Here is a 12,599-nt window from a genome sequence, read left to right on the forward strand (position 1 = left end):
AAAATAATTGAATTTTCATTCACCCTATTCATAATAACTCGCAAATAACCGCTCTAGAACAGTCTTTTTCTCAAATTTCAACGATTTAGCGGAGGGTGGCATTATTAACTATGAATATCAAAATGATTGCCGAAATGGCCGGCGTTTCTGTCTCGACTGTTTCGAAAATTATGAACAATTACAGTGATGTTTCCGAAAAGACCAAGCAAAGAGTTTTGGAAATCATCGAACAAACCGGATATTCACCTTCCAACTCCGCCAAGACACTCGCAACTAAGAAGTCGAATCTGATCGGGGTTATTTTTGCTGGCGAGCTTAATGTCGAATTTACACATCCCTTTTTCGTAGAAGTGCTAAATTCTTTTAAAAAGCAGATGGGCGTTCTGGGCTACGATCTCATTTTCTTTTCCAACGAGAAATTCATCAGCAGCGGCGATTATTTCGCTCGATCTGTTCATTTTAATGTGGATGGATGTGTCATTATTTCCGGACAAAAGATGGAGCCTACCATCCGCGATCTGGATATGAGCAGTATTCCTTGTATCGGGGTCGACCTTGAGCTAAAGGGCAAAAAATCCGGCTTTGTGATGTCAGATAACTTTCAGGTTTCTTCCAAGGTCGTGGAGCATTTTTATCTGCTTGGCTATAGAGAACTTGGATTTATCGGAAGTGCAGCGGATTCAGATATTTCTAACCTGCGGGAATCCGGATATGTCAAAGCTATTGAAAGCTTCGGCCTCACTTTGAACCGTCAGTGGTTTGTTCATGGCGACGATTTCTTTGAGCCCAGCGGTTATACGGCTATGCAGCAATTAATTCAAGCCGGAAATTTACCAAAAGCCATTTTTGCGGCTTCTGATTTGCTGGCTCTGGGAGCCATCCGGGCTTTGAAAGAACACGGTCTCAGCGTGCCTGAAGATATTGCCATTATCGGATGTGACGACATTGAAGCCTGTAAATATACCAGTCCAAAACTGTCGACCATCCGCCAGAACAAAGAACGGCTTGGCATCCTCGCTGCCCATATGCTCTATGACTTGATTAACAATCAGTCTGGCGGTGGATCATTTGTAGTGGAGCCTGTGCTTATTGTGCGTGAATCCTGTGGCAGTCAATTAAATACTTAGTTAATCAACAAAAAAAGACAACGGCTTATGTAAGCGGGTTTCCGCAAACGGCGTTGTCTTTTTATTGATTATCGAAAATGTTTCGTTATCTATCTTCATTGGTCTCTAGCTGGTCGAACTCCACCTCTTAATATGGAGTAGGTATCCCTACCTGATGATCCAAATTCAACTCAATCAATTGTCCTGCCTGGGTTAATCCGGCACCAAAACCATACATCAGGATCTTTTGTCCATTTTGTACCTTGCCCTCGCGGATGCCCAAATCGAGTGCTAAAGGAATCGTGGCAGCAGATGTATTGCCGAAATTCACAAGACTGTGCAGCACCTGCTCCAGCGGATAATTTAATCGCTCGCAAATTGGCTCAATCATCCGCATATTAGCGCTGTGTGGAATAAACCAGTCTACTTCCTCCAGACCTACCTCCGCTTTTTCAAGCAGCTGTTGCACACCTAAAGGAACCGTTCTGACCGCCCAGCGAAACACTTCTCGTCCGTTCTGTACCAGCATTTGTGTATCTACCAGCTCAATATTGTTTACAGTATGGGCAAGCCCCGTACGGTAAACATGATGTGCCCCACCGCCATCACTTGCCAGCTGGAAGCCTAAAAATCCCGTCGTCTGCTCATCACTTTCCACAAGCACTGCTCCAGCGCCATCCCCAAAAAGAATACATGTACTGCGGTCAGTATAATCCGTAATCTTGGAGATCGTATCCGCACCAATAACCAGTACCTTGCGATGCATTCCTGAAGCCACATAACTGTGAGCAGTATGCAGTGCATAGACAAAACCTGCGCATGCTGCACTCAAATCCATAGCACCAGCAGTCTGCGGAATGTTAAAACGATTTTGAATCAAAGAAGCTACTGAGGGAAAGGAAAAGTCAGGTGTACTCGTAGCTACCAGGACCATATCGACATCCTGAACGCTTTTTCCATAACGAGTCATAAGATCCTGCACAGCTGCTGCACATAAATCACTTGTATACTCATCCTGCCGACTAATTCGGCGCTCACGGATTCCGGTCCGTTGCACAATCCATTCATTATTTGTATCTACGATCTGCTCCAGATCGGCATTAGTCAGTCTTTTGGCTGGGACATAGGTTCCGATAGCGGTAATTTTTGCACCTGTCATTCCAATCACCTCTTCAATTAGTATCTGATATTAGTACTTGGTACTAATTATAACTCTGTGCCTGCTAAAAAGTAAAGAAGGCCGGTAAAGCATCCTAGCTTCCCGGCACTTCCGTAACTTTACGAACCCACTTAGAAACGTTTTCTATTACGCTGCTTTCTTTTTCTGACGAACAATATAATCGCAGTTACAACAACCACCACTAAAATGATAAGCACAATCACGATATTCCATACATTAGGCACATAAACCTGCATTTGAATTGGCTCTGTATCCGCTAGTGTAACATTCCAAGTAAGGGTTCTGCCGTCCTCCACATTTGCATTATTGTCTCCATATAGATCCACAGGTAACGTTAATTTAAAGTCGAAAGCCATGTTTTGCAAAAAAGCCCGAATAATCGGCTTCGATAAACTGAGCGATCCCATATTATCCATTATGGTGTCTATGTAGCTATTTAATTTGGGCTTCGCCTCAACGTCATATTTGGTATAAAACCAATTATCTTTGGTATCTAATTTCAGGTCCACAATATCCAAGTCACCAGAGAGTGCTTTCATATCCTCAAAAGAGGCATAAGATTTCACGAATTCATAGACTGTAGATTTTCCATCTTGGCTTTTCTCTAGCTCAATCCCCTGATCCTTAAGTTTGTTTACCAGAGCATCTTCCATTTTTCCGCTAATCAACGCTTCTGCACGCGAATTCACTTTCATGTTCACTGCAATATCTACGCTTCCATTCTTATTCACTGTGACATGAGCAGTGCCTTTAGAACAGCCTGATAATAGTACAAGCATTAAGAGCAGCCCTAGTAACGAAAACCCTCTCCATTTTGACAACAACATTTCCCTCAAACCCTTCAGTAACATGTATTTATATAACGGCTACCCATTCTATAAAGGCTAACTCATTTATATCATAGAATCAAACTCTATATGAATGAATAATCAAATTTGAGAACCGTCAAACTTAAACTTTATACGCGCATAAAAAAGAGGCCCTCACAGAAGTAATCATTTCTACTCATGAGGTAACCTCTTTCATAAAAACAGCACACGTAATGTTACTTCGAACGCTAGTTGTTCATACGATGCTCAATGTTACTTGGAGTGCCTATTGTTACTCAAGATGCTCATTGTTACTTGGAGTGCTCGACGTTACTCGGGATGCTCAATATTATTCGGAGTGCTTATTGTCGCTTGGGTGCACGGTGTTACTTGGACTTTCAAAGTCGCTTTCGGACTCCAGAGTCGCTATTTCCGCACAAACGTCTCTTTTCATAAGCTATCGGACTCCAGAGTCACTATTGCCTCAAAATCACCCCATTATAAGCCAATTTACGAGGAATAGCGCCTCTCCAGTCCGAAACTACCCGCAAAAGGCCCTGAACCGGCAAATAGCGGCATCTGAGTCCGAAAGCACAACGCCAGCCAGCCCGCAACCGCCTTACTACCGTCCTCCCGCAACCGCCCAACTACCGCTCTCCTGCAGCCGCCCTACTACCGCTTACTCCGCCCTACTGCCGCAACAAACACTACTCAACAAACAACGTCCGACTCTAAAACCACTCCATTGCCCATCAAGCTAGGCTTATAGAGTCCCGCTTATGTGGTTAACGAGGTGCTTCTTTTCCCGGCTCCATGTAGTGAAGCATTCTCTTCATTCAAGCCGGTGTCCGCTTGGCGGAGAACCTTTCGCCCCCTCCAGCGCGCCAGAACAAGCAAGCCTCTCACCAATTCGTCGCCTATCATACAACAATAGATACCCATAAGTCCCCAGCCGACGCTGATTCCTAACCAATAGGAGCAGCCCACGCCAATGAGGGACATAGACACGATGGAAGTATACATCGTATAACGCGTATCCCCGATAGCGTTCAGCGCGTTGCCGAGGGCCATATTCAGCATTTTGGAGGGCTGGAGCAATAGATTTAGAGCTAACAAAGAAACCCCGATCGCAATAATCTTCGGATCAGATGTGAAATAACCGAGCAGCTGTTTTCCAAACAGGAATAGTAACAGCATGTTAGCTGACACAATGCTCAAACCAATGAAGAGTGTACGATATGCACTGCGATAAGCTTCTTTCAGTTTGCCTGCTCCGAATAAATGAGCAATCTGTATCTGCCCCGCCAGCGCAAAAGCATAACCAAGCGTGAAGCAAAAGGACTCCAAGGTGTTAAGGTACGTGCGTGCTGCTAACGCTTCGGCTCCAAGTGCAGCCAGAAAGGAATACACAATAAGCTGGGAGAATACCCAACAGGAAGAATTGATCCCAAGAGGCCAGGCAATCTTCAGGATTTGCTTGAACAGCTTGCCATTGAATATGCGGAAATCTCTAAGTCTAACCTTGATCTCGAAAGAACGCCGGAATAGGGAGTAGAGAATAATCACTCCGACCAGTCTACTGACAATACTGGAGATCGCGATGCCCGCAAGACCTAGCTGAGGCAGACCGAATACACCAAATATAAAAATATAGTTCAGAATTATATGAATCACGTTGATAATGATCCCTGTGTACATCGGTCCTTTGGTATTCCCTGTGTTCCGGATAGCGGTACCGAGGGAAGCGATCATCCCGACCATAAAGAGTCCGCCTCCGACGTAGGAGATATAGACATTCGAAAGTGATAATAGTTCCGGTGCTATATTTAGAACCCCACCAATAGGGCCCGCATAGAAAAACAACACAATACTTACGACAATCCCCAACACAAGGCTAACCGATACTCCCATAATAGCAATCGTGCGTGCTTCACCAAAACGTTTGGAGCCCATTCTCTGTGCGATCAGAATCCCCGCTCCACCCGCAAATGTTGTAAAAAGCGTGGTCAATGCACCGAACAATTGATTGGAAATGCCGACTACGGCGACTGCATCATCAGAGATACGGCTGACCATTAATGTATCTACCGTACCCAGCAGAGTCTGTAGAAATACCTCTATAAATATAGGCCAAGCCAATACCCAGAGTCCAAAACCCTGTCTTTCTTTTTTCACTATACAAACCCTCCTCGTAAACCATGCCTACAGACTTAGCCTAAAAAATAACATCTTTATTCATTAGGTCAGACTAAATTATAGATGATATACTTTGGATGATGGTACAGATTTCAAACCAATTATTACATTATTCCAACCTCACTAAAAGGAGCTTCTGACATGAACATCTTGAACTTCACCGTTCCTCCGTTGCTGTACTACATTGTAAGCGGATTCCATACTTTCTCCCCCGGCCATTATCATATGAGCCGCCATAATACCCGGGTGTTCGATTTGCTTGTAGTTAAACAAGGCTGTTTATATATGAGTGAAGGCGGCCTCCCCTTTCAAGTAAAAGCGGGTCAGGCGCTCTTGCTTCGTCCAGACAGCCATCATTTCAGTACGGACAGCTGCAAGGAATCCACCTCTTATTATTGGCTGCATTTTCAAACGGTAGGTGAATGGAATATGACCGAGGATACGGCTGCTGCGCTTGAGAGGGACAACGTCAAAATAGAGAACTCCCTGCAATCTGACGAATTTGATATCCGACCGTTTAGCTTACGCCTGCCTCAGTATACGACTCTGCTGCAGCCGTCCAAGATAGAAGAGCTGCTCTCACAGCTGAATCAGCTTGTGCCTAATTCCCATTTAAGCGATACTCCATTTCAGCAGCAGCTGTTGTTTCAGGAGGTTATTCAGCAGTTATCCGCCTCCCTCAGCCATGAGCGCCCCTCGCCCTCCAAAACATGTGCAGAGCAAGCGGCCTCCTATTTACGCAGCCATTTTCGTGAGCACATCACTGCGCAACAGCTAGGGGAAAGCCTAAGCTTTCACCCTGTATATATCGCTCGTTGCATGAAGAAGGAATACGGCTGTGCGCCGATGGAATATCTGCTGCATTATCGAATTCAGCAAAGTAAACTTTTGCTGATGCAGACCAGCTACACGATTGCCCGTATAGCCGAGGAAGTCGGCTTCAATCAGGCCCCTTACTTCAGCTCCAGCTTTATTCGAATAGAAGGGACCACTCCGCGGGAATTCCGCCAACGCTTTTCGTAGATCCTGAAGACTCTAAAAAACACAAAAAAAAGGATGCTCCCCATTTGGCTTAGGGAACATCCCTTGCTACTTTTATTATTTCAAACCCTTCTCCTGCACATAAGCGTCCCATTGCTTGATATATTCGGTCTGGATTTTCTCAAGGCCTGCTTGCTTAGCCTTTTCCATAAAGGTGGTTAAACCCGCATCAACATCCTCTACTAATCCAGCTTGCAATGGATACAGGTATTGCTTTTCCACCTGCTCTAGTGCTGCTTTTTCCGCCTGATAGGAGGTATAATCCTCAGCAAAACCTGTGAAAATATCCGGTTTCTGAATTTTGTCGAGCTCAGCGAAGATTTCCTTCACGCCGTCATAGGATTTATCAAACAACATGAACTCCGGATTCCGCCAAGCCCAGCCATTCATTCCCTCGCGTGTAAAACCGTTTGTTGAAGCATCACCAATAAGTTCATAGTAGCCGTTCGCATCAATTTTATAGTTCTTTCCTTCCACACCGTATTGTGTGAGTTGGTTGTAACGTTTATCCATGACCATCTTTTCATAGAAGGCCAGCGCACGTTCAGGGTTCTTGCTGCTCTTCGGAATGGCGAAACCATTATGAATAGGATGAACAGGTGTTGCATAACCAATGGTATTGCCATAAGGATAGTAACCTAGATCCCAATCCGGATGTGCTGCTTTCACCTTCATCAACGTATCGTTGAAGCGAGTCGGATTATCTCCAAAGATGCTTGCTGCCTTGCCCGCGATAATCGGCGCCTGGATGGTATCCTTCAAGTTCAGGACGTTTTTGGAAATCAATCCGTTTTCCTGCCAGCGTCTCATCGTCAGCAGCTCTTCTTTATGTTCCTCCGAGCCCCAATAGAGATAAGCTTTTGAAGGATCATCGTACTTAATACCAATACCGTAAGGCAGCGGACTGCCGACCTGTGCGGTAAGTGTTGAATATACATCATGAATGTTACCTCTTACATCACTGTTAAAAGAAGCCGGCGACATCTGCGGTTCATTTTTCTTGATTCCTTCCATGTATGCTTCATAGCTAGCCAGATCTGTCGGCTGAGGCAGATTGTATTTCTTGCGCAGATCCTCACGCCATACGAAGCCATTCGTTACATACTCCTTATAAGTCGCAGGAACGGTGTAAATCTTGCCATCAATCTTCACGGCATCCCACATTTCCTGTGGTACGAATTGCTGGAGTTCTGGGGCAGCTTTTGGCAGCAGATCATCTATAGCCAAAAAAGCTCCCTTTTTCGCATAAGCCTGATATTGTGTCCAGTCCGCGGTGAAGATCAAATCGATCGATTGGCCCGACGACAGCAGCAGCTTATATTTCTGATCCCAATCTGTCCAGGTTGTATAATTGAATTTAACGGTTGCATTCAGATCCTCTTCAGCCATTTTGTTAATTTCGGCTTCAATGCTTGAGAGATCCTTCGGCGCATCGCCTAGCATATAGAATTGCAGCTCTACCTTTTTGGAAGTGTCCAGTCCGGTCTTCTCCTCAGTAACTGCGTTCGTACTTTGTGCTGTGTTTCCTCCGCTATTGCTCTCTTTTACCGCCGAATTGTCTCCGTTTGCAGAATTAGAATTCCCCCCGCAGCCTGCCAGCAGCGTCAAGCCCAATACTGACGTAAGCAGAATAGACATGCGTTTGCCCCGTTGTTTATTCATCTGAATCCTCCCTTTTCACTATGCTTCTATGTTAGCCGACTGTACCTTAACCCGGTAGTGGGCAGGTTGCGGTTCTAACCTTTCACAGCGCCGATGGTTAGGCCTTTGACAAAATAACGCTGAACGAACGGGTACAGAAAAAGAATAGGTCCCGTCACGACAATTGCCATCGCCATTTTGGTAGACTCAGCAGGGACCTCCGTAGCCAGTGACACCCCGGTTCCCGCCCCCATCTGTGCGATAAACTGTGCTGAATTAATAACATTGTACAGATAGAACTGCAGCTGATATTTATGCGTATCATTGATGAACAGTGAAGAGGTGAACCAGTCATTCCAGTAATACAAAGCCAGAAACAAACCGACTGTAGCGATGCCCGGCATGGAAAGCTTGAGTACAATCTGCCAGTAAATCCGGAAATCACCAGCCCCGTCTATTTTGCCAGAATCGAATAATTCCTCAGGAACTGCAGATTTGATGAAGTTTTTCATTAAAATGATCAAAAATGGCGTCATCAGACCTGGAAGCACCAGTACCGCATAGGAATCCAGCAGACCGAGGTATTTCGTAATCATGATGTACCACGGGACAAGTCCTCCCCCAAACAAAGTCGTAAAGTATATATAGAAGGAAAAGCTATTTCGATATTTGAAATCTTTACGCGCCAGTACATAACCGGCCATAGTCATGAAAAAAAGTCCCATTACCGTTCCAATCGCAGTTGTGCTGACTGTGACCGCATATGCCCGCAGCACCTCATCCGGGAAGATGAATACCGTCTTGTAGCCCTCCAGTGAGAACTGTGCCGGAATCAGATGATAGCCATCGCGGATAATGGACTCATTGCTGGTCAAAGACGCAGAGATAATTAGCAAAAAGGGCAGCAGGCAAGCGATCGACAGGCCAATAATGACCACATAGGCAATCCAATGAAGCATTCGCGTATATTTATCCTTTTGAATTTTCATTCCTTATCCTCCTAGAACAGGGCGTAGTCATCGTTTATTTTGCGGATTATATAGTTGACCGTCATAATGAGGACGAAGCCGAACAGGGATTGATAAACCCCGGCAGCCGTTGCCATGCCCACATCAAAGGTTACTTTAAGCGAACGGTATACATAGGTATCAAGGATATCCGTCGTATTGTAGAGCAGCCCGTTATTGCCTATTAATTGATAGAAAAGATCAAACTGGCCCTTCATAATACTGCCGAGCGCAAAGAGCAGCAGCACCACAAAGGTTGATTTCAGCATCGGCAGCGTTATATACCAAATCCGCTGGAAAATATTAGCGCCATCAATTTTGGCCGCTTCATAATATTCGTCACTAATCCCCGTAATCGCCGCCAGATAAATCACCATGCTGTAGCCAAGATTTTTCCATAGATAAAAGATAATGATCAGAAAGATCCATGCCCAAGGTTTACTGTAAACGTCGACCGGATCAAGGCCAAATTGGGTAAGTATTGTATTCAAGAAACCGCTGTCATAATTAAACAAGTTGTAGACAATTACACTGAGAATTACAAAAGATACGAAGTAAGGCAAAAACATTACCGATTGGCTAATCTTTTTAAACCATTTTCCATTGAGCTCACTCAGCAGGATCGCACAGACAATTGCCAGCACATTCCCTAGTACAATAAAAGCAATATTGTATCCTATCGTGTTCATCGTGAGCTTCACCAGCGTACCGGATCTCCAGAGGAACTCGAAATTCTGCAACCCGACAAACTTGGAATTGAACATACTGCTGTTGAAGTCGAATTGAGTGAACGCATAATAAATGCCTACCATTGGAAAATAGGAATTCACCAGAAAAAAGACCAAGGTGGGCAGCAGCATCAGAAACATTACCCGATTGTGCACCAGCTCATACAACAATCCTTTCTTCTTTCTTGTCGTTCGTAAGCGTGCTCTACCATCAGCCTGGATGCCAAGTTCGACGTTTGAAATTCCTTTGGATGAGGTTTGGCTCAAGATCTCTCACTCCCCTTAATATAGAAACTGCATAATTCCACTATAGGGGGATTCTTCTGAACACAGAAGTGAAGCTTACAAGCCTTACTGCACAAACTGGCGAAACAGGAACTGAACAATCAGGATGTTTATGTAAAAGTCTTCGGAGACCCACAGAGCTTCTCAAGCTTCGCTAACCCCGTATAATCCTTGTAGAAAAGGCTGTTTTGTACATGAATATTTAATTTGTTCACTCCCTTCAGATTGGAAAAATGCAGGATTATAAGGTTGCTCCACTGTTCCGTTCACTCTTGGGGACTTATAATAAAGGAACTTCATAATATGAATTCATCCAGAGTCTTGTCCGAGTAAGTCATATGATGATCAGGGGGGACGGTATGAAGAATAATGATCTACGGAGAAAAAGACTACTGTATGGCAAGCTGCTCACTACCATAACCCTGTGCATATCGTTAACCCTTCTTATCTCTACTTTTGTTTACTATACGTACTACATCGGTGTCGAGAAGACGCAAACCTTCCGCTCCGATCTAAGGGACCTGACCCAGACCGGCAAAAAAGTAGTCAACATGGCTGAAGTCGCGCAAACGCTTTCATTTCAACTGTATCGAACCAGCACGATTTCTCATCTGTTGTTCTACAACAAGCCTTCTATTTATGAGGTAACCGCAGCGATGTCCGATCTCGGAAACTACTTAAATTCCATGCCCTATATTGAATCCATCTATGTATATAATCCGAATAATGACACGGTTTATATTTCGGCAGCACAGGGCCAGAATGGCGTATTCACCACCCGCGAACTGGTGGACACTGAAATTATTCAGATGCTGAATCATTATCAGGATTACAAAACATTCACGCCGATTCCGCGAACCTATTCCATAAATGAACCTGAGAAGAAAACCATCTCAGTCTATACTTACCTCTGCTATGATGCCATCAATTGGGACCGCTCTATTAACTCTGCGGTTATTGTTAACATATCCGCGGCTTGGATCAATAAAGAACTGGCTAACGGCAATACACCCGGTAGTGGCAGTACCTACATTTTAGATGACCAAGGCCGTTTTCTGTCGGGGAATAAGCTGACACTGGAGAAGCTCTCCGGGGATGAAAACAGTTGGCTGGAGCATCAAGTAAAAGCACGCTCTGCCGGCTATTTCACTGCCCCTTTTAGAGGGAATAAATCACTGGTGTCCTATACTTCGCCCGATTCGCTTGGCTGGCAATATGTGCGCATTACTCCTTATGAGGTGATTACTGAACAGACCAATCATATCCGCAATACTACACTTCTGATTTCTATAATTATTCTATTGTTCGGTCTTGTTATTTCTAGAGTACTGTCCAAACGGCTTTATCTGCCGATTGATTCGATCGTAAGCCGAATGAATACCCTTGAGGCGGATAAGCGCAACAGCATGTTCACGATCAGGCAGAATTCATTACGCAATCTGGTGCTTGGCATTAAATCTCCTCATAACAACCGGCAAAATGATGTTCAACAGCTGGGTATTTCTTTTAATTTAAACGAGGGCTACCGGCTAGTATTACTACGCATTGATGAGTACGAAGCTCTGCGAAAGGAACGAGGCTCTTATCTCCTTCCGTACAAGTTTGCCATCATGAATATTGCCTCAGAGATCTGTGGACAGACTTATCAGGTGGAAACTGTAGATATGAATGACGATAGCGTGGTCATGTTGCTTAGCAGCATGACCTCCACTGAACATCTGGATACCGAGCTGATTGAAGTGCTACTGCGGCAGATCCGCGTGGCCTGCTGTGATTATCTAAAAATCGGACTGTCGTTAGTGTACAGCCCCATCAGTGATAATCCAGATGTACTAAACCGGCTGTACAGTCAGGCCAGAGAAGCTTCCAAACATAGACTGTTTTATGGTCATGGCAGCTTGATCAATGCTGAGCGCATTAGCGAGCTTCAGAACAATCTTTACTCCTATCCGGCTGACAGCGAGAAAAAGCTGGTCGATGCGCTCACAAGTGGCAGAACAGACGAAGCCCGCAGTCACTTCTCCGAAATGGTACGTGAAATGGAGCAATATCCCTATCATGTGCTGGAACTTACTGTTTCAAGGGTGACGCTAACGATTAAACGAATCGTCGATAACATCAAGAAGCTTAGTCCTACCTCCACCGAAGGGATGATGGTGATGCCTTCGCTTGAACAGTATGAAACGATAGAAGAATTTGAAGCGGCTTTTTACCAGCTTTTCGATCATATTCAGGAATTCCAAGCGGATAAGCGCAGCTCCAAGCAAAGCGATCTAATCCGGCAAATCAACCAAACCATTCAGCAATCTTACATGGACCCTTGCCTAAGTCTGAACCAAATCGCGGATGAACTTAATATGTCTCCGATTTATGTCAGCAGACTTTATAAGCAGCAGACCCTAACCACTATTGTGGATGTCATTATGGAGGTACGGATGAAGGAAGTATGCCGCCTGCTTGTAGAGAGTGATTTGTCGGTATCGGATATTGCTGAAGTAACTGGCTTCACCAGCAGTTCTTATCTCCACCGGATGTTCAAACGCAACTTCAGCCTTACACCAATTGAATTCAGACGGACCAAAAACAGTTCATAACATGAATCACCT

Annotated in this window: 9 protein-coding genes; 3 read left to right on the forward strand and 6 right to left on the reverse strand. The window is 44.7% G+C overall.

Annotated features, from left to right (window positions below; all coding sequences use genetic code 11):
- Positions 1–110: 110 nt before the first annotated feature.
- Positions 111–1,127, forward strand: coding sequence for a LacI family DNA-binding transcriptional regulator (locus NYE35_RS26530; protein ID WP_036685366.1), 1,017 nt, complete (start codon positions 111–113; stop codon positions 1,125–1,127).
- 127 nt (positions 1,128–1,254) lie between these two features.
- Here the strand turns inward: NYE35_RS26530 and NYE35_RS26535 are convergent, their stop codons facing one another.
- The 3 genes from NYE35_RS26535 to NYE35_RS26545 form a co-directional block, all read right to left on the reverse strand.
- Complete coding sequence (locus tag NYE35_RS26535) at positions 1,255–2,265, reverse strand: ketoacyl-ACP synthase III (protein ID WP_036685367.1); 1,011 nt, start codon at positions 2,263–2,265, stop codon at positions 1,255–1,257.
- Positions 2,266–2,396: 131 nt separating this feature from the next.
- Positions 2,397–3,107, reverse strand: a complete 711-nt coding sequence (locus tag NYE35_RS26540) for a hypothetical protein (RefSeq protein ID WP_341122255.1) — start codon at positions 3,105–3,107, stop codon at positions 2,397–2,399.
- A 765-nt stretch (positions 3,108–3,872) separates the two neighbouring features.
- Positions 3,873–5,273, reverse strand: coding sequence for an MATE family efflux transporter (locus NYE35_RS26545; RefSeq protein ID WP_341122512.1), 1,401 nt, complete (start codon positions 5,271–5,273; stop codon positions 3,873–3,875).
- A 159-nt stretch (positions 5,274–5,432) separates the two neighbouring features.
- Between NYE35_RS26545 and NYE35_RS26550 the strand changes: the two genes are divergently transcribed.
- The gene (locus NYE35_RS26550; protein ID WP_076213683.1) at positions 5,433–6,314 is read left to right on the forward strand and encodes an AraC family transcriptional regulator; all 882 of its coding nucleotides are present in this window, start codon (positions 5,433–5,435) and stop codon (positions 6,312–6,314) included.
- Between the two features lie 75 nt (positions 6,315–6,389).
- Here the strand turns inward: NYE35_RS26550 and NYE35_RS26555 are convergent, their stop codons facing one another.
- The 3 genes from NYE35_RS26555 to NYE35_RS26565 all read right to left on the reverse strand — a co-directional run bounded on the left by NYE35_RS26555 (position 6,390) and on the right by NYE35_RS26565 (position 9,849).
- Positions 6,390–8,000 (reverse strand): extracellular solute-binding protein, encoded by a 1,611-nt coding sequence (locus NYE35_RS26555; RefSeq protein ID WP_341122514.1) that lies wholly within the window; start codon positions 7,998–8,000, stop codon positions 6,390–6,392.
- 68 nt (positions 8,001–8,068) lie between these two features.
- Positions 8,069–8,962 carry a carbohydrate ABC transporter permease gene (locus NYE35_RS26560; protein ID WP_036685379.1) on the reverse strand — a complete coding sequence of 298 codons (894 nt, stop codon included), beginning with the start codon at positions 8,960–8,962 and terminating at the stop codon, positions 8,069–8,071.
- An 11-nt stretch (positions 8,963–8,973) separates the two neighbouring features.
- The gene (locus tag NYE35_RS26565; RefSeq protein ID WP_143763134.1) at positions 8,974–9,849 is read right to left on the reverse strand and encodes an ABC transporter permease; all 876 of its coding nucleotides are present in this window, start codon (positions 9,847–9,849) and stop codon (positions 8,974–8,976) included.
- Positions 9,850–10,352: 503 nt separating this feature from the next.
- Here NYE35_RS26565 and NYE35_RS26570 point away from each other — a divergent pair.
- Positions 10,353–12,587 (forward strand): AraC family transcriptional regulator, encoded by a 2,235-nt coding sequence (locus NYE35_RS26570; RefSeq protein ID WP_038573230.1) that lies wholly within the window; start codon positions 10,353–10,355, stop codon positions 12,585–12,587.
- The last annotated feature ends 12 nt before the right edge of the window (positions 12,588–12,599 follow it).

Source organism: Paenibacillus sp. FSL L8-0494, from assembly GCF_038003695.1.
In the GTDB taxonomy this organism is placed as follows: Bacteria; Bacillota; Bacilli; order Paenibacillales; family Paenibacillaceae; genus Paenibacillus_AQ; species Paenibacillus_AQ odorifer.

What these genes read in the sequence shown, in the direction of transcription:
- NYE35_RS26530 (WP_036685366.1), top strand. Translation starts at nt 111, where the DNA reads ATGAATATCAAAATGATTGCCGAAATGGCCGGCGTTTCTGTCTCGACT.
- NYE35_RS26535 (WP_036685367.1), bottom strand. Translation starts at nt 2,265, where the DNA reads ATGACAGGTGCAAAAATTACCGCTATCGGAACCTATGTCCCAGCCAAA.
- NYE35_RS26550 (WP_076213683.1), top strand. Translation starts at nt 5,433, where the DNA reads ATGAACATCTTGAACTTCACCGTTCCTCCGTTGCTGTACTACATTGTA.
- NYE35_RS26560 (WP_036685379.1), bottom strand. Translation starts at nt 8,962, where the DNA reads ATGAAAATTCAAAAGGATAAATATACGCGAATGCTTCATTGGATTGCC.
- NYE35_RS26565 (WP_143763134.1), bottom strand. Translation starts at nt 9,849, where the DNA reads ATGTTTCTGATGCTGCTGCCCACCTTGGTCTTTTTTCTGGTGAATTCC.
- NYE35_RS26570 (WP_038573230.1), top strand. Translation starts at nt 10,353, where the DNA reads ATGAAGAATAATGATCTACGGAGAAAAAGACTACTGTATGGCAAGCTG.